The organism is Arthrobacter alkaliphilus (assembly GCF_021483235.1).
GTDB classification, from domain to species: Bacteria; Actinomycetota; Actinomycetes; order Actinomycetales; family Micrococcaceae; genus Arthrobacter; species Arthrobacter alkaliphilus.
Window position 1 is genome coordinate 89,447 of record NZ_JAKEEC010000003.1, and the last position, 22,830, is coordinate 112,276.

Genomic DNA, 22,830 nt, shown 5'->3' on the forward strand with positions numbered 1-22,830 from the left:
CGGAGCTAGGCCTTACTTCTGAGCCCACTCCCAGAAGTTCCACCAAACGCCAGTCTGGTTCGGCATGAGCTTCACACCGGTGATGCGGTCGCTGTAAGCGTCAACATTCACGGACTGGAAGAGCGGCACACCGTATGAGGAGTCCCAGATCTTCTTGTCGATCTGCTTCTGGAGATCGTCCTGCTTGCTGCGGTCCGTGGTGACCACGAGCTGTTCCATCAACTTGTCAGCGTCAGGGTTGCTGAACTGGTTGAAGTTGTTGCCGCCTCCGGTCTTGAAGATCTGCGGAACACCGGAGACACCGACGCCCGGGTTGATCCAACCGAAGATGGTGGCGTCGTAGCCGCCCTTGCCCAGGGCCTTGCCCCAGTCAGACTTGCCCAGCCCGCCGTCGACGATCTTGAAGCCCGCCTTGGTGGCGGATTCGCGGATCAGCGAGAAAGCGTCAACACGGTTGGGGTTGTCCTTGTTGTACATGATGCGGATTTCCGGAGTAGCGCCGTTCAGGAGCTTCTTGGCACCATCGATGTCCACGTCCTGGTACGCCGAAGAGCCGTTGTTCTTGGCGGACTCAGCGTAGGCGGCCTGCTGGGGAACGAAGATCTGCGAGTCCAGCGGCTTCGCGTTCGGGTCAAGCTTGCCGATGATCTTGCTGACGATGTCCTTGCGCGGCACAGTCTTCATGAAGGCGGTGCGCACATTCTGGTCGGCCAGCGGACCCGAGAAGTTGAGGTCCAAGTGGTCGAATGCCAACTGGTTGCCCTGGTCGACCGTGACGCCCTGGCTGGAGAGCGCCTTCAACTGGTCGAGGGTGTCCGCGGAAGCCTGCGGGGCGATGATGTCCGCCTCACCGTTCTTAAGGGCCTGGACCTGGGCCGGTGCCGAACCGATGTACCGGACGGTGATTTCGTCAAGGTTCGGTGTCGGTCCCCAGTTGTAGTCCTTGTTGCGGACCATCGTGAGGGACTGGTCCTGGTTCATGCTCTTGACGATGTAAGGACCGTTGGAGAGGAACAGGGTGGGGTCCGCGGGAAGCGTCTTCGTGTCGAAGCCCGTGTTCCACATGTCCGACATTGCCTTCAGCTTCGGGTCCGCGGGCTGCGGTGCCTTCGAATCTCCGCGCGGCTTGCTCTTGAAGAAGTCAATCAGGGCCTGGGTGTCCTTCAGGCCCGCCTTCTGGGCAAGGACGTGCGCCGGAACGTCAATGCCGGGTCCACCAAGCACGATCTCCCAGTCAGCGAACGGCTTGGAGTACTTGAGCGTGAGGGTCTTGTTGTTGTTGCTGATCTCCGGGAAGTCCGTCAGGCCCAAGCCGGTGTTGTCACCGGCGTAAGAGAAGTAGGACGTACCCGTCTTGGCCTTGGGGTCGGCGTCGTCGTAGTAACCGGAGAAGGCGGCCCACTGCAGGAGGAGGTCAGCCGCGGAGACCGGGGTTCCGTCAGACCACTTCACGCCATCGTTGATGGTGTACTTGACGGTCAGCGGGTTGTCCGAGACTTTCTCCATCTTGCCGAACTTGTCGTTGTGAACGACGTTCAGTTTGTTGTCGATGTAGTAAAAGCCCGAGTGCGTCGCGTAGCTGACCTTTGAGTTGATGTCAGTGTTGCCATCGGCTGTGTTGGGGTTGAACGTGTTTAATGCGTTGACCTCGACCACAGTGGCCGTGCCACCCGTCTTGGCTGCTCCAGTGGAAGGGGTATTGCCACCGGAATTGCCGGCACAGGCGCTCAGTGCGATCGCGGCGATTGCCGCAATACCCACTGCTTTGGAAGTACGTCCGAAACGCATTCCGCCTCCTTTTTTTGAGTGGAAAAAGCCGGCGCTGTTGACTCCGGCAGACTGCCACAACCCCCTCAGCAGGCTTGTGGTTCGTCTCACATGAGCAGTAGCCTAGCGCCCGGAACGGATCTTTGGGCCTAAAGTTTCCCGCCGGTAACGTTTGTTATCGAGATGCAATCATTAAAGGACGTCCAAGGGGTTCCCTGATTCGCGGCAACATGGCATAAGCCGCGATTTCACGGCGAACCAAGGGGTTAACTGAGTTAATTCCCCATCACTGAACCCTCCAAGCGGCGAGCGCACGGAACGGCCCCGCCTGAGCCGCCGGCAGTCCGCAGGGGTATCCAGACCTTTGTCCCGGGGTTTACGTTGGGATGCATGAGCGAGAAATTCACTTATGAAGGCGGTCCCCGTGATAAGGAACGCAGCGAGGGCGAGGTATCGGACTTCCCTGAGATCCACCCGGACGGGGAATACCAGTGGTCCGGTTTGGCGCACGGCCAGCCTCTAGCCGAGGCACCCGCTGGCGAGTCCGACGACGGCGAGCCCGCGAAAGTCGTCTGGTACCCGAAGACCGACTAGCCAACCACGACTTCCGCCGCCGATAAATCACACTGCACGGAGCCGCATTCTGCTTTAGAAGTGCTTAGAAGTGCTTTGGCGAATTCAAGCAAATGCCGTCGGGATTCACAAAACCGGGCCTCGAAACCTTGGTATCCATAGCATTTACCAAGATTTTCCCCAGGTCACCGTGAGTCGTCCAACAAGCCGTTGATTTCGGTCGGCGGCGAGAACTACGACTTTTCGCATCACCGCCCCGTTGTGGCCGGCGCCGCAGGCCCTTTCGCTGCGAGCCATCACCATCTCAGGGGACTTCGCGCCGTAAGAATTCCAAGAAACTGTTCGATAAGTCACACTTTTTCCTCGGGAACCGCTAGCCTCGTCTGAGGACCAAGGGGGCCCGAATGGAAATCGTATTGACCAGCACAAACGCAACCTTGAATGTGGACGCGGAAGGCACCTTCCATCTGCGGTGGGCGCCGGGCTCGTCTGTGTCTGGCGCCGACGCCGAAGCCGTCGTCGCAGCCGTCCGGAGCGTCACGGGTGGGCGGCTGCAGCCGATGCTCGTCGAGGTGGTGGACGTCAGCATGAGTTTCGAGTCGAGAGCGACGTTGCTGGGAACCCGGTTCGTGTCCGCCGTCGCGCTGGTGGGTGCCACAGTAGTCGATCGGGTGATGGCCGGGGCCTTGTTGCGTGAGCAGGAGTGTCCGAACGGATACTTTACGTCCGTCGAGGACGCCAGGGAATGGCTGAATCAGTTGCCGCTTACGGAGTCCCTGGAAGAATCCGTCGCCTAGCAAAGGAAATGGCTCACGCATGAAGGCTGACCATCGACGCGACTTCCGCGGCACCACACACCCAGCTTGCGTCCAGAGTGGAAACATAAACTCGGCTTATCTGCCTGCCCGATGAAAGGGACAGGCACGGACCGCATGTGGAAGGACACCGAATGGCAAAGCCCACAACGAAGTCACTGAAAGCCCGTATCGGGATTGGAGCGGCCGCCGTCCTGGCCGCAGGCGCGATGGCCACCGTCGGCATCGGCGTAGCCTCAGCCTCACCGTCTGCCCCGGCGCCGTCCGCAACCGCAAGCCCGTCCGCCGGAGCCAAAAAGGGCACGCACGAGGGCGCAGGAAACCTTGGCGCATTCCTGCGTCTCGACGCGAACAGCCCCCAGGCCGCCGGAGACCGCGCCGCGAAGGCAGCGGCCGAACTGGTGGCCCACCCGAAGGTCTTCTCCAAGCTTCCGGCCACCCTGCAGGCGGACCTGACGGCGCTCAAGGACGCTGCTCCCGCTGACCGGGTGAAGGACGCCGTCAAAATCAAGACAACGGCCCTCTCCGGCGGATACGGCGCCGATATCCAGAAGCGCGCCGAGAACCTCCAGAAGGCGGCGACCAGCACCGCCGGTCTGCGGCAGGAACTGCGCACCGCCCTCACTTCAGCCAACCCGGGCGCCAGCATGCAGAAGATCGCCGACCAACTGATCAGCCACCCCAAGGTCTTCGCCAAGCTCCCTGCCAACCTGCAGTCGGACCTGAAGGCCCTCAAGGACGCGGCACCGGCTGACCTGGACACCCAAGCCAACAAGATCAAGGACACCGCGCTGAACGGCGGATACGGTGCCAAGATCCAGAAGGCAGTCCAGGCGCTCGGGAAGAAGGCCTCCGCCGCTGCACCCGCCGCCTAGGCTGGGTGGATGGCAACAGTTATTCTCGTGCGGCACGGCCGCACCACAGCCAATGCCACTGGACTGTTGGCCGGTCGGGCGGACGGCGTCAGCCTGGACCAGGTCGGGCGCGACCAGTCGGCCCTCACCGGAGACCGGCTCGCGGCCGTTCCCTTGGTCGCGGTGGTGTCGAGCCCTCTTGAGCGATGTCAGCAGACTGCCCAACACATCCTCGACCGACAGGCAGGTGCGCCCTACGCGCCCGTCGATCTCGACCTTACCGAGTGTGACTACGGCCGATGGCAGGGCCGTACGCTCAGTGATCTCGCGGCCGAAGATCTGTGGCCGGTTGTGCAGTCCCAGCCATCCGCCGTCGTCTTTCCTGGAGGTGAATCCATGGCCGCGATGCAGGCCCGGGCGGTCGCGGCGATTCGGCGCCGCGATGCGGCTTTCGAGGCAGAGCACGGGCCAGGAGCCGTTTGGGCTGCGGTTAGTCATGGCGACATCATCAAGTCAATCCTCGCCGACGCGCTTGGCATGCACCTTGACCTGTTCCAGCGGATTACCGTGGGCCCCGCTTCGGTATCGATCGTGCGCTACGGCGGTAGTCGGCCAACCGTCTACGCAACCAATACCGAGGCGGGTGATCTGTCGTGGCTGTCGAACGGCATTCCCTCTGGCGATGCACCGGTTGGCGGCGGTGCAGGGCAAAAGGCGCCGTGAACCTCATGCGCCTAGAATACTGACATGCCTACACGTGTTCACGAATTTGACTGGCCTGACCGGGTCGTCGTTGGCACCATTGGCCTTCCGGGGGCGCGAACGTTCTACCTGCAAGTACGCGCCGGCACGCAGATCGTGAGTGTTGCCCTGGAGAAACAGCAGTCGGCGCTGCTGGCGGAGAAGATCGACGAAATTCTCGATCAGCTCATCACCGTCGAGGGTAACCCCTTCAGCGTTCCCACGGGTACCCCTGACGAACTTGTCGACAATGACGGGCTTGAGGCCGTTCAGGAGCAGTTCCGCGCCGGCGCCATGGGACTTGGCTGGGACCCTACCACGGCCCAGATCGTCATTGAGGCGTACCCCATCGTCATTGTTGATGATGACGACAACGACGCTGCTCTTGACCAGGACGGCGCTGAAGCGGCCGAAATGCTGCTTGTGCGCATGCCGGTCGGCACCGCCCGCGCGTTCGCCAAGCGCACCCGTGAGGTCGTGGGCGCCGGGCGCCCGATCTGTCCGCTCTGCGGCAACCCCATCGACGCCGACGGACACACCTGCACAATTCCCGAGGCCTGATGCCGACGCCGGAGCTAATGACCGCCGAATTGAAGCTCACCGGCCGCATCACGACGGCTTCGAACGCTACATTTCTGGGCAGCATCGGGGACGTGGCGGTTGTTTACAAGCCGATAGCAGGCGAAGCTCCGCTGTGGGATTTTCCCCACGGCACCCTGGCGCACCGCGAAATGGCCGCCTACATGGTCTCGCAGGCCTTCGGCTGGGATATCGTGCCGCAGACCTGGCTGCGCGACGGTCCGATGGGCGAAGGCATGGTGCAGCTGTGGCAGGAGCAAGACTTCGGCCAAAACGCCGTGGACCTGGTGGCGACGGACCACCTGCCGGAGACGGGCTGGAAGCACGTTCTCGAGGGCAAGGATGAGACCGGACGGATGGTCACCCTCATCCACGAAGACTCGCCGGCGCTCAGGCGCATGGCGGTGTTCGACGCCGTCGTCAACAACGCCGACCGCAAAGGCGACCACATCCTTGCCATGGCGAACGGACACCGGCATGGCGTGGACCATGGGCTCACTTTTCACCGTGACCACAAGCTGCGCACGGTGCTGTGGGGATGGTTGGGAGACCCCCTGAGTGCCGATGAACGCGACGGCCTCGATCGTGTCAGCGAAGAACTGCACGGCGGGCTCGGCCGAGGTCTTGCGGAATCGCTCAGCGGCGAGGAGATCGACTCGCTCGCCGCGCGCTGCGCCCGGTTGCGCTTGGCAGGGCGGTTTCCGGCTCCGAGCGGCGGGATGCCGGCGGTGCCTTGGCCGCTGTTCTGAGTCGGCGATGTCCTAAGCACCGTCGGCTAGCTCTTTGAGCCGCAGACGCCGGTCTTCCCACTGAGCGGGTGCGAGGTCTGGAATGTTAGGCGCGGATGGGCGCCTCCCGCCCGAGCCACGGCTGGTCCCGGCAGGAAGGCTAGGGCTGGACCATCCGTTGGTCGGTGTTCGTGTAGCTAATCGAGTCTGCCGTGGCGCCGACGAGGCCCATGGTGACCCTGAGGAGGCCGGGCGCGACGTCGTCGAGCGGTGGGGGCGTGTCGGTGCCGAGCGCCAGGCTGCGCCCGTCGGAGGTCGTCCCGGTGACGGACCCCAGGTAGACGCTCACATGCCCGCTGAGCACCATCTTGTCGGCCGACGTGACGAGGCCGGGGCCGTTGGGCTGCCGCACGGTGAGGGTAAACCCGTTGATGGTGATCGAGTCGGCCGTGATCTTGAGGGCACGCTGGCCGCTGCCGTCGGCGGTCGGCACGGTCACTATGCTTACCGAGCTGAGGCCCGTGAAAGACATGTTCTGGGAGCCCATCGAGGCCGGCGTCTTGGTGAAGACCGTCGTCCCGCTGTCCGGGGACGCCGCCACCGGGGCGGTGGATGTCGGATTCGGTGTCGCGGTCGGGCTCGCCGTAGGGCTCACACCCGGGACCGCCGGGGCGATGGGGCTGGCCCCGAGGTCCGGCAGCTGGGTGCCGGGCACCGTGGGGAGCGGCCCGGGGCCCGGTCCCTGGGTGGGAGATCCCGGCCCCGGCGTCGAGGTCGGGCAGGAGACGAGGACCGGCACGCACAGCTCAGTCGGGGCGCTCTCAGGGGCCCGCGCAGCTCCGAGGGTGAAGGGCAGCACGAGGACCGAGCCCGTCATGACGGCGGCCACGGCGCGGATGCGGCGTACGTTCACTCCGCCCTCTTTCCTCGCTTGGCCCCCGGGCCCATCCATGCGACGACCAGGACACCCCCGGCCCCGGCGAGGAGCATGCCGATGATGAAGCCGCCCATGTTCACGCCGACGAGGGAGTAGATGGCCACCACGAGCGTGAGGATTCCGTAGAACACGTGGTGGGCGGGCATGGTGATCGACAGGATTCCCAGCAGTACCAGCGCGATCGGGATGACGGTGGCCTGGAGCCCTTCGATCCCGAGCTGAATGTGCAGGTGGCCGAGATCGAGCTGCCCGGAGAAGAACATCTCCACCCCACCGAAGGCGGCCAGCAGGCCGCCGACGAACGGCCGCCCTCGGCGCCAGTCCCGGAACGCGGCGGCCTGTCCGGGCATCGCCTCGCTCCGCGACTGAACGGGCACGCCGTCCTCCGTGGTTGTCGACGCGCGGGCGCTCAGAAACATCCCTTGGACCCATCTGTAAGGTCCATGCTCATCCCCGTCAGGGTGAACACCGAGGCCTGCGTGCTCCAGGCTGTCTGCTGCAGGTTCGTGATCGAGATGCTGCCGGAGTCCTGAGCGAAGTCACCGGCGGAACCCTTCGCCGCGGTGTTGACCGTCGAGGCGTCCACGCCGATGCGAATGTTGCTGAAAGCAGCATCTCCCTTGAGCCCGGTCATCCCGATCTGCAGGTCGGAGGCCGTGGCGGGGTTGCCGCCGCCGCCGGCTTTAATGAGCACGCCCACCTTGCCCAGCGGAGTCTCCGTGACTACGGCCTGGCAGAGGTCGGAGAGGGTGGCGCTCTTGATGTTGGCGATCGCCACCGGGTGCTCCTTGCCTTCGGTGTCCTTGGCGACGCCGGCGTACTGGGAGAACCCGGTTCCGTCGAGCTTGGAGGCACCGATCTGGAACTGGCTGCCGGACACTGCGAAGGAGACGGGCACCGCTCCCTCGGCGACGCCGCCCATCAGGAGTGAGGCGACGAGGGCCGAGGGCACGGCGACGAGGATGATGCGGCCTGCGTGGGATGCGCGCATCTTGCGGACACGCTGAGAGATGGGGAACTTCATTGATCCTCCTGGAACAGGGCCCGCCCTGAGCAGCGGGAACTCGGTTCGAAGATATCGAGCTTGTTGACTGTTAGTCAATAGCGGTCCGACGTAAAGTCCTGCCGATCAGTAAACTTTCTGGTGTGTCCGAACCGCAGCGCGCCCGCCTCAGCCCCCAAGACCGAAGGGCGCAGCTCGTGGCGGCCGGAGTCAACTTCCTGACCGACCACGCGCTAGACGAACTGACCATGGACGAGCTCGCCCGCCGGGCAGGCGTCTCACGCCCGCTGGTGTTCCACTACTTCGAGACCCGACAGGGTATGCACCGCGCCGTGGTCACGACGGCGCGGGACAGCCTGCTCCTCGCCAGCGTTCCCCGCCAAGACCTCGCGCCGCGCGAGCGGATCCGGGACACGCTGCTGAGGATCACCATGTTCGTGCAGGAGCACAGTGGAACTTTCTACTCGTTGGTCAGGGGCGCTGCGAGCGGCGACCCCGCGGTGCGGAGGATCGTAGACGAGTCACGGGACCTGAACGCCGGTCGCTTGTACGATTCCTTCATTGAACTTGGCCTGGCGGACACCACGCTGCTGCGCGTCGCCCTGCGGTCCTGGGTCGCGTTCGCCGAGGAGACCCTGATCAGCCTGGCGATCGAGCGGGAGACGAGCGCCGATGACGTCGTCCGGTTCCTGGAGGCGTCCCTGCACGGCATGGTCAACTCCGTCTACGACCAGCGGCTCTGAGGGCCGGGCATGAGGTTGCCACGTTCCAACCTCGATGTGTGTGACCGCAAGCCGATCCGCTAACGGACTGGTCATCTGCGCTCGCCAGGTGCCAGACTGAGTCTCATGTTCCGCAGACCTCGTGACGCCGACCTATCTAGGCGGCGGTGACCTACCCGTAATCCCGCGGGATGGACGCTGCCGCAGAATGGAGCGTCATATGTCCCGTACCGAGAAGACCCAGCCGTTGCGTATCCGCCTGTGGGACGGCACTCTGCACCGCATTGCTGTCCACGATCACCGGGACGGCATCTGCGACCTGCCCGCCACCGTCCTCGAAGACCTGGAACGGGTCGAGGACTCGGGTAGCTCCACGGGCCGGGGATCCTGCCACTGGGAACTCCAGTACACCGGAACAAGCACATGCTGCTGCCCGCTGTGCCATGACGCAGACGGTCTGCGCGATGAACGGCGGGCCGACCGTCATCGGAACCGCCGCGAACTGGCCGGGCTGCTGAAGCTGACCCGCCAGGGCTGGCGCGAACTCGACTGAAGGGGCCAGCCCGAAATTAGTCGCCGGACTGCGGCACCGAGCTAAGCGCTTCCCCTTGCTGCGATGCGCCCCGGGGTGGTTGGCTGAGCGCATGACGAATACCGAACCCACCCCGGACCAGCCGTTGGACGAACACCTCGAGGAAGACATCTCCACCGAGACCGATACTCCCGATAAGGAACAGCCGGACTTTGCACCCGGGCAGACCAACGCTGGCCAGCAGGTCGGAGGTCTGATGGGCGCAATTCAGGACCCCGAGGATGAGCACCGGGAAAAGGGGAACAATCCGATCTGAGCCAGACGCATTCCGAATTGCCGTTTGATTGTTAGGCTCGGGGCATGGATGAGGCTTTCGGGAGGTTCCTCACCGATTTCGGTGAGCTCGTGCGTCTGTCTGCCGGGAGCGCGCGGAGCGAATTGGGTAGCCCGATCCGCGACGTCGTGTGCGAGCATCTTGGGACGGACCCCGGCGAGCTCGCCGTCGTCGTCGAGCCTATCCAGATGCTCCGCCTCGTCGACACTGACATGGTTCTCGACGAGATCGCCAGTCGCGATCCATCCGCACGGGTTGTAGGTGTCGGCGGTGGCCAGATGCGCATGCACACGGATCTACGAGGCATGCTCGATCCCGGCCCCCACGGCCGCTCCTTCCCGGCAGTCTCGCAGCCGGACTACTCGAACTCGTCGGTAGGTCCGAGCGAACAGCGGCGCACCTTGCAGTTCGGGCTCCGCCTCTTCCGGTACGACGACGCGCCGGTCGCGATCCTGCAACGCGGGGCATCCCCCAACGATCAGCGGTTCGTCCCGTCGCTGGAGGTCATCGCCACCAATGAGGACGCCGTATCCCGCCTCTTCCTCGAACTTCGGGAGCGCCTTGAAAGGGAGAGCATCTTCAAGGGCCAGGTGGTACTGCTCTCTGCGACCGGGTTCGGTCCCGGCCGCGCACCCGCCTCCGGTGGGATCACGTTCGTGGAGCGCCCTCGGGTGGCCGCCGCAGACGTCATCCTCGCGCCCGGGGTCCTTGAGCGCATCCGGGACCACACGCTGGCAGTGGGTCGACACGCAGCTGCGCTCACCGCCTTTGGCCAGCACCTGAAGCGCGGGCTCCTGCTCTATGGACCGCCCGGCACTGGCAAGACACACACGGTGAGGCACCTCATCGGGACTGCCGAAGGGACAACCGTGCTCATGATGACCGGGCGTTCGCTGTCCCGTGTGAGCGAGGCCGCGCAGATGGCACGTGCGCTCACGCCCTCGATCGTCGTGCTCGAGGACGTTGACCTCGTAGCCGAGGACCGCAGCTTCGGCCCGGGCCCCCAGCCCCTCCTCTTTGAGATCCTCGACGCCCTCGACGGGCTCGACGGCGATGCGGACATCGCGTTTGTCCTCACGACAAACAGGGTCGAAATGCTCGAGCGCGCACTCGCCCAACGGCCTGGCCGCGTGGACCTCGCCATTGAACTCCCGCTCCCCGGGCTCGCCGAGCGCCGCGCCCTGCTCGCTCTGTACGGGCGCGACCTAGCCTTCTCCGACGCCGCACTGGCGCGCTCGGCCGCGCTTGTCGAAGGGACGACGGCGTCGCTCGCCAAAGAGCTTGTCCGACGGGCTGTACTCAGCGCCGCGGAGGAGAATGCGGAGCCCGGGGACCGTCACCTGGACGACGCCGCAGCCCGGCTCATGGCTGAGTCCGAAACGCTCACACGCACCCTCCTGGGCAGCCAACCTGCCGGACCCAGGCCGAACGAAGGAATGCCGCACGAAAGGATAGTGCGCCGCGGCGAGTTCGTACCGGGACCGAACCCTCGGTCGGCATCCCCGGGTAAGTAATGGCAAGAGCCACCACTCTTCCTAGGACACGCCCAAGCTAGTAGTGTGCAACCGAGCGGACGCGGTGCCACGCTAAAAAACATTCGGGGGTGTGTGTTGACCAATACTTCGCCGGGCCTTCAGCGGCCCAATCGGGCGGCAGCGAGTCGAAGACGTGCAGTGATATTTGCATACGTCTATGCGGGCGCGTTTGCAGCTGGCTTATGGGCCATGATCACGTTCGCCCTGCAACAGGCACCTTCGCCGAGGCTCTATATTTTTTGGGGTGCGATCATTTTCGCTGCTTTTGCCTGCGCTAGAAACGTCGTGGTCGTCCTGACTGCGATGAAAGAGATGAAGCAGGAAGACAAGCCCCCTCAGAGCTGAGCTCCGAATCCAGTTCCCCTCCCCCAGCCTCGGAAAGTGAAAACGCCTAGGTGGGGTCTGAAAACCGGGGCACCACCTGCGGATGGCGGAGGACGACCTTGTCGCCGAGACGAACCGTTCCCGTGCGGATGACGTCGACCTGCAATCCTAGAGTCGTCTTGTTGTGCGTTCCGAGAAGTTTCAGGGTTTTCGGTTCGGCCGCGACGCCCTGTTGAGGCTGGTCGATCATCACGCACCGGGGCATACCTTGACGCAGCCGTAAGCAGACTTCGTCTCCGATCGCCAGCTCGGCGCCGATCCAACTATCTTCCTGGAAAAGCGCCTCTGCACCTGTGTCGATAATGATGTTGGCACGGAATCGGCGCTCGTCCACCGGCAGTCCGCCCTCATATGTCACTTGGGCATCGTCCCATGCGTTCGCGGATCGTCCCGGCCTGGAAGCCTGTGTCCGAAGATGGTGGGCTTACGGGGCAGGGGGCGGCCACCGAATCAGAGCCTTGTTAGTGTGCTCATGTGACTATTCCGCTCGAAGAGTTCGACGACGTTGACGACTCCGTGCATCGACCAAGACCCGTCACCATCAACGGAAGCTTTCCGGATACCGTGGTTCTGTGCTTCTTCCACGAGGCGCTTGAAGAACTACGCGAACAAGGTCGGCTCATCCAGATCGGGAAATTCAGTGACGAGATCGGCGGAGCCGGCATCTTCGCGACTCTTGACCGCAGCGTCGCGGCTTTCCATCCCGGTGTCGGCGGCCCCCTGAGTGCCCACTGCCTCGAGCAGGTAATCGCAAGCGGCGTGAGATCCGTTCTCGCGATTGGCGGCGCCGGAGCCCTAGTCGAGGAGTTCAGCCGGGATGACGTTATGGTCGTGGAATCAGCGGTCCGCGACGAGGGAACGTCATTCCACTACCTGCCGCCTGGCCGCCGTGTCGAATTTGATCCCAAAGAAGTCCAACGGATTGTCAGCGGGCTTGCTCAACATGGGATCTCTGCCCGGGCGGGCACCACGTGGACCACGGACGCAGACTTCCGAGAGACCCGCGCACGGGTCGAACGTCGTCGAACGGAAGGGTGTTCCGCGGTCGAGATGGAAGCGGCATCGCTGGCAGCCGTCTGCCAGTTCCGCGGCGTCAAGTACGCGCACGTGCTTTACAGCGGCGACGCACTTCACGGGGCGTCCTGGTCCGAGCGGGCATGGACAACGTCCACCAGACGCGGCCAGCTCCTCGAAGCGGCGATCGCACTCGCATGCACTAGTTGAGCCATGGAAGGATGGCGCTGTGAACGGGATCATCGTCGTCACCGGGCCGCCTGGATCGGGCAAATCAACCGTCGCGGGTCTGTTGGCTGACAGCTTTGAAACAAGTGCCGTCGTCGAAGGCGATCGCTTCTTCGGCTTCCTTCGACAGGGCTACATCCCACCTTGGCTGCCTGAGGCGCACGCGCAAAACACGGCTGTCATCGAAGCCGCCGCCCAAGCCGCCGGACGATTGGCCAGACACTCCGATGTCGTCTACGACGGTGTTGTCGGCCCGTGGTTCATCAAGACCTTCCTCGCGCACACGGGGCTTGAGGAAGTGCATTATGTGATCCTTCTGCCCCCGCTCGCTGTCTGCCTCGAGCGGGTGAAGACACGTACCCACCACGGCTTTACCGACATTGATGCCGCGGAGCACATGTGGCGCGATTTCGACCAATCGATCATCGAGGACCGCCATCGTTTTATCTCGCCAGGAGCGGACCCCGAGGAGACTGCGAGCCAGATCGCGGCCTTGGCGTCGAACGGGCGGTTCACTTACCGATCGTCCCCCTGAGGGATCCGCACCAAGGGGCATTCCGATAGTCAGGAGCAATGGTCTTGGTTAGGCATCGGCGCCGGCTCGGGATGAGAGGATGCTTTGTCCCACGGCATTCAGATAGCCGATGTCATTTCGGTAGAGGCTCACATGCCCGGCAAGATCAGGCCGTCCTTCGCTTTCAGCCCGGTCTGCGGTGAACCTCCCTAAGTCTTCAAGCCGGGCTACAGCCATGCTCAGAGTGTCGCCGGCCGTGAATTCGCCACGATATGAGCTGAGTAGAAGCCCGAGTCGCCGGCCTTGCTCCGAGGGATTGTCCCCTGGACGCCCGTCGGGGTTCGTCGGCGCAGCGAGCGGGCACAGGCGGTAGGCGAGGTAAGCCACGTCCCAGATGCGGGGCCCGGGGGACATCGCGTCCCAGTCAATCACTCCGGCGAAGCGGCCATCCCGGCACACGAAGTTGTAGGGGGCAAAGTCGTTGTGACAGATCACCTCGACCGGTTCGTGACCGGATACTTGCCATACTGCGTCAACAATTGTCAGATCTGCCGTTGCGTCGTGGAGTTCCCTTAGGCGGCCGCCCGCCGCCTCCAAGAAGGAATCCTCCCAGACCCATTCCGGCAAGGGGTATGACGGCACGACCCCTTCGACGTAGTCCAGGATTTCCCGCCCTGCTTCGTCGATTCCGTGAGGACGGGGAACCCACTCGATCCCCGCTCGACGCAGACCATCGAGCACCTTATGTACCGTGGCGGTCCAAGGACCGGCAGGCCGACGTACGGTATTGCCGGCTCGGATCACGTCATTCATGTTGCCGCCGGGCAGCGCTTCCTCCATCCGGCCAGACTACTAGTGGTGGTCGCCGCGCGTTTGTCTTCAGGCACCTGACCCGGGGGGCCGCCCGATCTGTTCAGGCTTAGACGGACTCGTTTTGCCCTGAATCCGCAAGGGTGATGCCGCCGACAGACCAGTTCTCGCGGGGCAGCTCATGCAAGATCACCCGGATCGTATCGGGGCGGATCTCCATGACCTCAGCGTAGGTGGCCGTGAGCGCAGCGAGCAGCTGACGTTTCTTCTCGGTGGAGAATGGGGACGCGCTGTGAGCCTGGATGAGCGGCATCCACACATAATGCCATCGTCTGCGGGCTAGCTCGGAGACCACCGCCCGGACGCATCAATGGTGCGGCCGGCAGGAGCCCGTACCTGGAACCCGTAAACCGGAACTATTTTGCAGATTTCCCGCAGAGAGCCGCGCATGGCCTTGTAAAGCACTCCTTTCGGAAATATGTTGCATATTCTGCCTGAACCATGCAGGCTGAGAACTGTACGATGCCAGATCAGCAACATATTTCAGAAACGGTCAGTCCATGGATGACGTCAAGGCTATCGGTGTGAGCATCAGGCGTGCCCGCCGGGCTGCCGGTATCACGCAGGAGACCCTTGCGGATCTGATCGGCACGTCCGCACGCACTGTGCACGCCATCGAAACCGGAACGGGGAACCCGTCGCTCCTGACGGTTGTCGCGGCTGCCAATGCTGTGGGCCTGCGCTTGGGGACGATTGATGGCTGAGGATCTGGCGCAGCTGAAGTTCGTCCGGAGCGCGGATGTCTACAAGTCGGGGGTACTGGCCGGCCATCTGGAACGCACGGAGCGCGGCAGCGTGGTCTTCAGCTACGCCCCTGGCTACGCAGCCTCCGGCGCCAGTCCCGTTGCGAGTTCCCTGCCTTTCACGCACGATCCGGTCGAAGCACCGAACGGCGGACTGCCGGCCTTTTTCGCCGGCCTCCTGCCCGAAGGCCACCGCCTGACCGTGCTCAAGGATGCCGTCAAGACGAGCCTGGCGGACGAACTCAGCCTGCTGCTGGCCGTCGGCGCCGACGTTCCGGGCGATGTCCAGATCGTCCCGTCGGGTCAGCCGCCCCTGGAGCCCGCGCCTCTTGCCGACACTTCCAGGCCCGAAGACCTCGACTTTGCTGCCTTCGCCGACGCCGTGGACCTGCACGGCCTGCCGGGTGTCCAGAGCAAGGCCAGCGCGTCAATGCTGACCACCCCGCTCGCGCTGGCCGGCCGCCGCTACCTGCTGAAGCTGGACCCGCCGCTCCACCGGCATCTGGTGGCCAACGAGGCGGCGCACTTAACGAGCGCCAAGGCCCTGAAGATCCCCGTCGCGGCCCACAGCGTGGTCCATGACCGGCACAGCCTCCCCGGGCTGCTCGTGGAGCGCTTCGACCGCATCCAGGACAACGACGACGGCGACGTCCTGCGCCTGCCGCTGGAGGACGCAGCACAGGTGATGAACCTCCCGCCAGCGTCCAAGTACGCGGTCAGCTCCGAGGACGTCGTCCTCGCGCTGGCCGGGTTGTGCAAGGCCAGGCCGGTGGCCGTGCGGAACCTATACCTGCAGTTCGTCTTCGCATGGCTCACCGGCAACGGTGACCTGCACGCCAAAAACCTGTCAGTCCTAGCGCGCCCGCACAGCGGCTGGGTCGTGGCACCGATGTATGACATCCCGTGCACGCTGCTCTACGGCGATGAAACGATGGCCCTCACAGTCAACGGAAGAGTCAAAGCACTGAAAGCGAAACACTGGCAGGAGTTCGCCGCCGCCATCGGGCTCCCTCAGCGGGCAGCGGCCGCCGCCAACACCCTCGCCCTCGCCGCCGCATCAGCCATCCACCTGGAAGAACTGCCGTTCACCGGCTCACCGCTGACCCGGACGCTGCGCGAGCTGCAGTTCCGTCGCGCGGAGCTCATGCCGTGATCCTGCTCCCCCGGCAATCGACGACACATTCACATGTCCGACTCGGTGATCACATCTCTGCTGCCCGGCAGGGCCTAGACGTTGAACCTAAACTCCACCACGTTTCGTAACCACGCGACCTCTTTGGCGGTCTGGGCCCAGATCGTGTCATCCGAGCCCCTCCCGAGCGTCTCGCCTATATGAGCAGCGGAGTCAATCTGGCGTCCGAACACCATTCGTCCCGTTACTGCCCCAGGTTGCCCGCCGCTACGACGGCGTCATCTCTCACGACCTGGAGTTTGAATTCGGGAATCTGACGAAGAATCCGATTCATCAGGAACTCTGCGTACTCGCGGTTCAGATTTGAGATCACCCAGATCGATTCCTCCGAACTCAGAGGAACCTCCTTTGCCCGAGCTCCTTTCGGCAAATCATCAGCACGGCTAATCGCATCGGTAGCGATCACTGCGTCAATCCCACTTTTCTGCGCAACCAAACGAGCAAGTTCGCGCACTGTTCGGGCCGCTGTGTGAGGACCCGGCTCTAGGTCCGCCGGACGATCGATTCCATGAATGAAGTAGGCCTTGTAGCGTGCCTTCCCTCGGAGCCGGTCAAACCGCCAGTCCAATTGTTGGGCCCGAGTACTTCGGGAACCAGCCTTCCCCGTGAGGCGGATGTAGTCCTCTCCATACCGCGCAAGAAGTTCATCATCGAGTCGCCGCACCCTGGTGACTGGACCGCTGGCATCCATAAGCGCGAGGACCTGTTCACTATCCACAACCTCAAGAGCTGCATCGAGGGATTCAATTGTTTTCAAACCGCAGAGCTGAGCTAATTCCAGCCCAAAAGCGATTCCCTTCTCACTGGCTTCCTGGTCGTCCGGAAATCTATTCGCCAGCAGGATAGCTAGAGAACGATCGTCGAGGGGGGATCCGACGTTGGCAGAAGTCCCGTGCTCTTCAAGCTCCTCGCCGATGTGTTCCTGTTTATTGACTACCGAGGGACGTGCCAAGATACGGTCGATGGCAACGAAGGTTTCATCGAGCGCTCGCCTAGCATCCGAGGCCGCCCCGAAAAGCTGATCAATGGTTTCCTGATCCTGCTCATTAATCGCCTGGTACTGAACGCCTTTGTATCGTCTGGCATGCTCAAACTCAGCCCACGCATGACCAGCAACCGTCCGGATTTGTATCTCGAGTCCACCAAATTCTTTGAAATACCTCGCCAGTTTTCCTCCGGATACCAGCCAATCGGTTTCTGCGCCAGGATCCTCACCCGAAACGACAATGTGGAGACAGTCGTATCCGCGAAGGCGCTCCGTCTTCTCATCCCCAGGATTTCTGTCTTCGCCATCCTTGACGACGAATCGACCACGAATCAGGTCGCCGGTTCGTTTGCGATCTGTATTTGAGTACGTGATTATTCGAATCGCAACGATGTCGGTTACTTCTTGCACGGGGTCGGCATACCGCTTGCTCTGCTGCTTTCGCTGGAATGATGCGATCGACTTAGCCCTAGCTGAAACGTCGTGTGGTTTGATCCCCGACTCTTCCAAAAGCCTCGCAATGTACGATTCCATCTCAGTTGCAGCCATGGGAAGCCAATCCCACGTTGTGTAGTCAATTGCTACATCACCGCTCACCTAAACCAAACCCCAATTCGTCAGATATGCCAGTGCCCCCACCGGGAGGACTCTACCTGATCCCATGGGCGTCTTGCTCTCTCTATTTCGGCGATCCTCACGTCAATGTACTCAGAGTTAGCGCCGAGGTCGTTGGTCACGCATCTTAGCCAGAGGTTCCTATGATGAAACCATTTACAGGGCAGAGCTTGCCGAGACACACATGGCGGCCTTCAGAATCTACGGCGCTCTCATGGCGCCATGCGGCTGGCTGCCCGCGTACTTCCTAGACGGGAGATCCGGGGCAGATTTTTCGGCTGGACCAGGACCGTGAGGAAAAGGATCCCCGTCGCCTGGGTATTCACTCTCTGTGCCGACGGACTGCGTGAGCCTCGCCACGTGCTCGAGTGCTGGCCCCGGGCCAGAAGACGGTACTCAACGTAAATTCAGATAACGATCCCCAGGCTGTGCGCGTGAAAGACGCGGAGGGCCGTGTATTTGGCTGTCTGACATTTACATTTCACACGACAACTCCCGCCACATGCTCAGCGATGTTACGGCCTGTGACGAAAATGTTGGCCCCTTTCCAGGCTGACGGGGTCGGCGGGACCCGCCAGACGCTAGACGTTGAACCTAAACTCCACCACGTCGCCGTCGGCCATGACGTATTCCTTGCCTTCAATGCGCACCTTGCCGCGGGACTTGGCCTCGGACATGGATCCGGCGTCGATGAGGTCGTCGAAGGAGACAACTTCGGCCTTGATGAATCCGCGCTGGAAATCCGTGTGGATGACTCCTGCGGCCTGAGGCGCGGTATCGCCTTGGTGGATCGTCCAGGCCCGTGCTTCCTTGGGACCGGCCGTGAGGTAGGTCTGCAGTCCGAGGGTGTGGAAACCAACGCGTGCCAGCTGATCGAGGCCGGATTCGTCCTGGCCGTTCATCTCGAGCATCTCGCGGGCTTCTTCCTCGTCGAGTTCGACGAGGTCCGATTCCAGCTTGGCGTCAAGGAAAATGCAGTCCGCCGGCGCCACCATGGCACGCAGTTCCGCTTGCTTGTCCGGGTTCCCCAGGATTCCTTCGTCCGAGTTGAAGACGTAGATGAAGGGCTTGGCGGTGAGGAGGCTGAGCTCTTTGAGGTGTTCCATCTCGAGCTTGTCGCTTTTGATCGAGGAGAAGATGGTGTCGCCACGTTCCAGGACGGCTTGGGCGGCAAGGATCGCTGTCAGTTCGGCGGCTTCCCGCTTCTTGATCTTGACTTCTTTTTCGATCCGGGGAATGGCCTTTTCGATCGTCTGGAGATCGGCCAGGATCAGTTCGGTGTTGATCGTCTCGATGTCCGAGCGCGGATCGACCTTGCCGTCGACGTGGACAACATCGGGGTCGTCGAAGACGCGGATGACTTGGGCGATGGCTTCTGCTTCGCGGATGTTTGCCAGGAACTTGTTGCCCAGGCCTTCGCCCTCGGAAGCGCCCTTGACGATACCGGCGATATCAACGAACGAGACGACGGCGGGCAGGACGCGCTGCGATCCGAAGACTTCGGCCAACTTCTGCAGGCGCGGGTCCGGGAGGTTGACGACGCCGACGTTCGGCTCGATGGTGGCGAACGGATAGTTCGCGGCCAGCACCTGGTTGCGGGTCAGTGCGTTGAAAAGAGTTGATTTGCCGACGTTGGGCAGTCCGACGATGCCAATAGTAAGAGCCACGAGCATTGATTCTACCCGTTGACCGTCGTTCCCCGCGTTCGCGGATGGAACTCTGGACCCGCGCCCGGGTGCCGTGATCCGGCTCCGCTATATTGTCCGGCCCCTATGCCAAGGTTGGAGGCATGGATGGTTTTGCAGTACTGCTCGCTTTGTTCATGCTTCTTCTGGGGGCGGCCGCCGGGGTGCTGGCCGGGTTCCTCCTGTCCAGGCGCCGCACTGCCGCGCTTGAAGAAGATTTCGACGGCGTCTCGGCCCGGCTTGCCGCGGTGAACGCCCAGTTTGCCGCCGCCGACGCCGAACGGCGGCTTCTGTTGTCACAGAACCGTGAGCTCAACGAGTCCAGGAACCACGATGGAAGTGTGCTGCGGGCACTCGCACCTGTTGCCGAGAAGCTGACGGCGGTGCAGCAACAGGTCTCGCTTCTGGAACGGGATCGTTTGGAGCAGTACGGCCAGCTTGCCCAGCAGCTCCAGGAGGCCCGGTTGTCCGACGAACAGCTCCTGCGGTCCACGCATGCCCTGGCCTCCGCCCTTCGGTCCAACAGCGCCAGGGGTCAGTGGGGTGAGGTCCAACTGCGCCGCGTTGTGGAGGCCGCAGGCATGCTGCGTCACGTCGATTTCAACGAGCAGGTGCACTCCGCCTCCGCGGACAACGCCGTCCGGCCGGACCTTGTGGTCCAGTTGCCTGGTGGAAAGCAGTTGGTGGTGGACGCCAAGGTTCCGCTGGCGTCATACCTCGCCGCCCAGGAACAGGGTAGTTCCAGCCAGCGGCTCAACGGCGTACATCCCGCGGGTGACGGTGCGGATGCCTTGCTGCTCGCACATGCAAAGGCACTCAAGTCCCACGTGGATGCCTTGGGGTCCAAGAAGTACTGGGACATCCCCGGCAACTCGCCCGAGCTGGTGATCTGCTTCCTGCCCGCAGAGTCCATCCTGGCGGCCGCCCTCGAAGCAGACCCCGCACTCTTGGATCACGCGCTGTCCCGGAACGTAGTGCTCGCGTCGCCGGGCACCTTGTTGGCGGTTCTTAAGTCGGTCGCCTTCACCTGGCGCCAGGACGTCCTGACGGACAGCGCCCGGGAGCTCTTCGAGCTTGCGCGGCAGCTCTACGAACGCATGGGAACCCTCGGTGACAACGTGGGCAAGCTGGGTTCGTCGCTGAAGACCTCGGTGGATCGCTACAACGCCCTGGTTGGAACGCTCGAAGCACGCGTCTTGCCGACGGCGCGGAAGCTCAACTCCATGGACACCGACGGCCTGGTGGCACCGCCGGCCGTGGAATCCGTACCGCGGACCCTTGCCGCACCCGAACTGATCGAAGACGAATCCGCCGCCTAGGACGGCCTGTTAACGGGGTCCGGACCGGGCATCATGCGCCTGGCCCTGTCCCGACTATGAGCTTGGCCGGTTCCCGCGTCCACCCAAGGCGCGGGAAACGTCTCCGGCTTCCTTGAGGGTAGCGCGCAGTTCCTTCGGCAGGGAGAACAGCAGGTCTTCCTCCGCCGTCACCACCTCTTCAACCGCACCGTAGCCATAGTCGGCAAGCAAGCGCAGAACGTCCTGGACCAGGACCTCGGGAACCGATGCGCCGGAGGTCACCCCAACGGTGGCCACGCCTTCGAACCAGCTCTCGTCGACCTCGTTCGCGAAATCGACCCGGTACGAGGCCTTGGCACCATACTCAAGCGCCACTTCGACGAGCCGGACGGAGTTGGAAGAATTCGCAGATCCCACCACGATCACGAGGTCGGCCTGCGGGGCAACTTTCTTGATGGCCACCTGGCGGTTGGTGGTGGCGTAGCAAATGTCGTCGCTGGGCGGATCCTGCAACGTGGGGAACCGCTCCTTGAGCATCCGGACGGTCTCCATGGTCTCGTCGACGCTCAGGGTGGTCTGCGAAAGCCAGATGGTCTTCTCCGGGTTGCGCACAGTGACCTTGTCCACTTCGTGCGGACCATTGATGATCTGGATGTGGTCCGGGGCTTCGCCCGCCGTTCCTTCCACTTCCTCGTGACCGTCGTGGCCGATGAGGAGGATGTCGTAGTCTTCCTTGGCGAAGCGGACGGCTTCGCGGTGCACCTTCGTGACGAGCGGGCAGGTGGCATCGATGGTGCGCAGGCCGCGGTCTTCGGCCGATTGGACCACGGCCGGGGAGACACCATGGGCCGAGAAGATCACGAGGGCACCCTCCGGCACCTCGTCCGTCTCTTCGACGAAGATGGCACCCTTCTCCTCCAGCGAGGTCACCACATGCACGTTGTGCACGATCTGCTTGCGAACGTAAACCGGCGGACCGTAGTGCTCCAACGCTTTCTCCACCGCGATGACGGCGCGGTCGACGCCTGCGCAATATCCGCGGGGGGCCGCGAGCAATACCCGCTTGGGGCCGGAGACCGGAGCGGCGGCAAGCACCTCTTCCGGCGTCCGACGCCTACGCGGGACTGAGGGCATCGGAATGGAAACTGCTGTGCTGGTCATCCCTCCATGCTACCGGCAGCGTTCACCCGCGTGCTCGGCCTGCCCTCCGGGCGAACATCACGCCGAGCAGGCCAAGCAGTACAAGCACTCCGGCGGCAATCCAAGCAATAGTGATCCAACCGGCGAAATGGTCGGCAGCCGCTGCCACCAGCTGCCGCGCAAAGAGGCCACCCGTGGCGGTTCCGCCGAGGCCAACATCGCCTGCGCCCTTCAGCACCGTCGCGGCGACTTGCCACAGCGCGGCGACGGCGGCCAGGCCCAGTCCGGCAAAGAGGAAAACCACGCCCCGGCGCTTCGCGGCAAGCAAGCCCAAGGCGAACAGCAGGACGGCGCCCAGGCCGGGAATCCACCACATCGGCGCATACGCGGCGATGGCGTCCACCTGCTGGCGCTGGGCCGGGCCTCCGATGTTGACCAGTGCGGAGTCCGGCGTCGCGATGGGGAGGCCGGTTGCGGTGTGCAGCCGGTCAGCGGCCAGTTTGACCAGCGGCCCGACGTCGAGCACCAAGGACGTTGCCGCTGCCGGGTTACCGGAGCCGGCATTGCCCGCGAAGGTCAGTTTGTGGCTCCGGCGCAGGGTTTCATTCCACGCTTGCGGGTATTCCGGCCACGTGGTCATCGCCGTGGCCGCGTCCTTGAGCAAGGAGGAAGCAGCTTGTTCCACCGGCGCCGGCAAGTTGAGTTTGGATTCCAAGCTTGCGACGGCGGTAGCGGCAAGGCGCGCCTGGAATGCTTGGTCCTTTCCGATCGGCGAGGTAAGCGCCACAAAACCGTCTTCACGGACGATGTTGGCGTCCGCCCACGCCATGGGGACGGCGATTCCTGTGAGCAGAAGGGCAAAGATCACTGCGATTGCAGAGATGAACGAGCGCAATGGATTCCTCGAGTTTGGAGTGCAGCGGTCCAGGCGGGGCAACGACGGGTGAATGTCGGTCATACATGCTACAAGGTATGGATAGAGTTGGAAGCCTGCAGGAATGCTTCCGGCACTCCCTAGCAAAGTACCAGCGAGGACCGAACC

The 22,830-nt window shown here is 63.2% G+C and carries 27 protein-coding genes; 15 read left to right on the forward strand and 12 right to left on the reverse strand.

Annotated elements, in window-relative coordinates; genetic code table 11:
• Positions 1-12: 12 nt before the first annotated feature.
• Complete coding sequence (locus tag L0B83_RS03820; RefSeq protein WP_234757088.1) at positions 13-1,788, reverse strand: ABC transporter family substrate-binding protein; 1,776 nt, start codon at positions 1,786-1,788, stop codon at positions 13-15.
• A gap of 369 nt (positions 1,789-2,157) precedes the next feature.
• Between L0B83_RS03820 and L0B83_RS03825 the strand changes: the two genes are divergently transcribed.
• From L0B83_RS03825 to L0B83_RS03850, 6 genes are all read left to right on the forward strand, one after another.
• On the forward strand, positions 2,158-2,361 hold the full coding sequence (locus L0B83_RS03825) for a hypothetical protein (protein ID WP_234757089.1): 204 nt from the start codon (positions 2,158-2,160) through the stop codon (positions 2,359-2,361).
• A gap of 383 nt (positions 2,362-2,744) precedes the next feature.
• Complete coding sequence (locus tag L0B83_RS03830; protein WP_234757090.1) at positions 2,745-3,137, forward strand: DUF7793 family protein; 393 nt, start codon at positions 2,745-2,747, stop codon at positions 3,135-3,137.
• 152 nt (positions 3,138-3,289) lie between these two features.
• Positions 3,290-4,030 carry a hypothetical protein gene (locus L0B83_RS03835; RefSeq protein ID WP_234757091.1) on the forward strand — a complete coding sequence of 247 codons (741 nt, stop codon included), beginning with the start codon at positions 3,290-3,292 and terminating at the stop codon, positions 4,028-4,030.
• A gap of 9 nt (positions 4,031-4,039) precedes the next feature.
• Positions 4,040-4,732, forward strand: a complete 693-nt coding sequence (locus L0B83_RS03840) for an MSMEG_4193 family putative phosphomutase (protein ID WP_234757092.1) — start codon at positions 4,040-4,042, stop codon at positions 4,730-4,732.
• Positions 4,733-4,756: 24 nt separating this feature from the next.
• Positions 4,757-5,311: a DUF3090 domain-containing protein gene (locus L0B83_RS03845; RefSeq protein ID WP_234757093.1), complete on the forward strand. Its 555-nt coding sequence runs from the start codon at positions 4,757-4,759 to the stop codon at positions 5,309-5,311.
• A complete protein-coding gene (locus L0B83_RS03850; RefSeq protein ID WP_234757094.1) occupies positions 5,311-6,078 on the forward strand; it encodes an SCO1664 family protein in 768 nt (255 codons plus the stop codon). Before L0B83_RS03845 ends, L0B83_RS03850 begins: the two co-directional genes overlap by 1 nt.
• Before the next feature lie 139 nt (positions 6,079-6,217).
• Here the strand turns inward: L0B83_RS03850 and L0B83_RS03855 are convergent, their stop codons facing one another.
• The 3 genes from L0B83_RS03855 to L0B83_RS03865 are packed head-to-tail and all read right to left on the reverse strand — an operon-like array spanning position 6,218 to position 8,018.
• A complete protein-coding gene (locus L0B83_RS03855) occupies positions 6,218-6,970 on the reverse strand; it encodes a hypothetical protein (protein WP_234757095.1) in 753 nt (250 codons plus the stop codon).
• A complete protein-coding gene (locus L0B83_RS03860) occupies positions 6,967-7,371 on the reverse strand; it encodes a DUF6114 domain-containing protein (protein WP_234757096.1) in 405 nt (134 codons plus the stop codon). Before L0B83_RS03860 ends, L0B83_RS03855 begins: the two co-directional genes overlap by 4 nt.
• Positions 7,372-7,403: 32 nt before the next feature.
• The gene (locus tag L0B83_RS03865; RefSeq protein ID WP_234757097.1) at positions 7,404-8,018 is read right to left on the reverse strand and encodes a DUF6230 family protein; all 615 of its coding nucleotides are present in this window, start codon (positions 8,016-8,018) and stop codon (positions 7,404-7,406) included.
• A 122-nt stretch (positions 8,019-8,140) separates the two neighbouring features.
• On the opposite strand from L0B83_RS03865, the gene L0B83_RS03870 reads away from it, so the two are divergent.
• The 4 genes from L0B83_RS03870 to L0B83_RS03885 all read left to right on the forward strand — a co-directional run bounded on the left by L0B83_RS03870 (position 8,141) and on the right by L0B83_RS03885 (position 11,099).
• The gene (locus L0B83_RS03870; RefSeq protein ID WP_234757098.1) at positions 8,141-8,740 is read left to right on the forward strand and encodes a TetR/AcrR family transcriptional regulator; all 600 of its coding nucleotides are present in this window, start codon (positions 8,141-8,143) and stop codon (positions 8,738-8,740) included.
• A 199-nt stretch (positions 8,741-8,939) separates the two neighbouring features.
• Positions 8,940-9,272, forward strand: coding sequence for a hypothetical protein (locus tag L0B83_RS03875; RefSeq protein WP_234757099.1), 333 nt, complete (start codon positions 8,940-8,942; stop codon positions 9,270-9,272).
• 91 nt (positions 9,273-9,363) lie between these two features.
• Positions 9,364-9,567, forward strand: a complete 204-nt coding sequence (locus L0B83_RS03880; RefSeq protein ID WP_234757100.1) for a hypothetical protein — start codon at positions 9,364-9,366, stop codon at positions 9,565-9,567.
• A gap of 44 nt (positions 9,568-9,611) precedes the next feature.
• Positions 9,612-11,099 carry an AAA family ATPase gene (locus L0B83_RS03885; protein ID WP_234757101.1) on the forward strand — a complete coding sequence of 496 codons (1,488 nt, stop codon included), beginning with the start codon at positions 9,612-9,614 and terminating at the stop codon, positions 11,097-11,099.
• Between the two features lie 412 nt (positions 11,100-11,511).
• Here the strand turns inward: L0B83_RS03885 and L0B83_RS03890 are convergent, their stop codons facing one another.
• Positions 11,512-11,862 (reverse strand): MOSC domain-containing protein, encoded by a 351-nt coding sequence (locus tag L0B83_RS03890; protein ID WP_234757102.1) that lies wholly within the window; start codon positions 11,860-11,862, stop codon positions 11,512-11,514.
• 116 nt (positions 11,863-11,978) lie between these two features.
• On the opposite strand from L0B83_RS03890, the gene L0B83_RS03895 reads away from it, so the two are divergent.
• Positions 11,979-12,728, forward strand: coding sequence for a nucleoside phosphorylase (locus L0B83_RS03895; protein ID WP_234757103.1), 750 nt, complete (start codon positions 11,979-11,981; stop codon positions 12,726-12,728).
• 19 nt (positions 12,729-12,747) lie between these two features.
• Positions 12,748-13,281, forward strand: a complete 534-nt coding sequence (locus tag L0B83_RS03900) for an AAA family ATPase (protein WP_234757104.1) — start codon at positions 12,748-12,750, stop codon at positions 13,279-13,281.
• A gap of 48 nt (positions 13,282-13,329) precedes the next feature.
• Here the strand turns inward: L0B83_RS03900 and L0B83_RS03905 are convergent, their stop codons facing one another.
• Entirely contained in the window at positions 13,330-14,100 is a 771-nt protein-coding gene (locus L0B83_RS03905) for a phosphotransferase (RefSeq protein ID WP_234757105.1), read from the reverse strand.
• 79 nt (positions 14,101-14,179) lie between these two features.
• Entirely contained in the window at positions 14,180-14,383 is a 204-nt protein-coding gene (locus tag L0B83_RS03910) for a tautomerase family protein (protein WP_234757106.1), read from the reverse strand.
• A 247-nt stretch (positions 14,384-14,630) separates the two neighbouring features.
• Between L0B83_RS03910 and L0B83_RS03915 the strand changes: the two genes are divergently transcribed.
• A complete protein-coding gene (locus L0B83_RS03915; RefSeq protein WP_234757107.1) occupies positions 14,631-14,834 on the forward strand; it encodes a helix-turn-helix transcriptional regulator in 204 nt (67 codons plus the stop codon).
• Entirely contained in the window at positions 14,827-16,026 is a 1,200-nt protein-coding gene (locus tag L0B83_RS03920; protein ID WP_234757108.1) for a type II toxin-antitoxin system HipA family toxin, read from the forward strand. Before L0B83_RS03915 ends, L0B83_RS03920 begins: the two co-directional genes overlap by 8 nt.
• Before the next feature lie 74 nt (positions 16,027-16,100).
• On the opposite strand, the gene L0B83_RS19975 is transcribed toward L0B83_RS03920, so the two are convergent.
• The 3 genes from L0B83_RS19975 to ychF all read right to left on the reverse strand — a co-directional run bounded on the left by L0B83_RS19975 (position 16,101) and on the right by ychF (position 19,332).
• Positions 16,101-16,241: a hypothetical protein gene (locus L0B83_RS19975; protein ID WP_372461136.1), complete on the reverse strand. Its 141-nt coding sequence runs from the start codon at positions 16,239-16,241 to the stop codon at positions 16,101-16,103.
• 8 nt (positions 16,242-16,249) lie between these two features.
• Positions 16,250-17,599 (reverse strand): GTP pyrophosphokinase, encoded by a 1,350-nt coding sequence (locus L0B83_RS03925; protein WP_234757109.1) that lies wholly within the window; start codon positions 17,597-17,599, stop codon positions 16,250-16,252.
• A 647-nt stretch (positions 17,600-18,246) separates the two neighbouring features.
• The gene (gene ychF, locus L0B83_RS03930) at positions 18,247-19,332 is read right to left on the reverse strand and encodes a redox-regulated ATPase YchF (protein WP_234757110.1); all 1,086 of its coding nucleotides are present in this window, start codon (positions 19,330-19,332) and stop codon (positions 18,247-18,249) included.
• Between the two features lie 122 nt (positions 19,333-19,454).
• Between ychF and L0B83_RS03935 the strand changes: the two genes are divergently transcribed.
• Complete coding sequence (locus tag L0B83_RS03935; RefSeq protein ID WP_234757111.1) at positions 19,455-20,669, forward strand: DNA recombination protein RmuC; 1,215 nt, start codon at positions 19,455-19,457, stop codon at positions 20,667-20,669.
• Positions 20,670-20,723: 54 nt separating this feature from the next.
• On the opposite strand, the gene L0B83_RS03940 is transcribed toward L0B83_RS03935, so the two are convergent.
• Complete coding sequence (locus L0B83_RS03940) at positions 20,724-21,809, reverse strand: 4-hydroxy-3-methylbut-2-enyl diphosphate reductase (RefSeq protein ID WP_234757112.1); 1,086 nt, start codon at positions 21,807-21,809, stop codon at positions 20,724-20,726.
• Between the two features lie 22 nt (positions 21,810-21,831).
• Entirely contained in the window at positions 21,832-22,746 is a 915-nt protein-coding gene (locus L0B83_RS03945; protein ID WP_234757113.1) for a hypothetical protein, read from the reverse strand.
• Positions 22,747-22,830 lie beyond the last annotated feature (84 nt).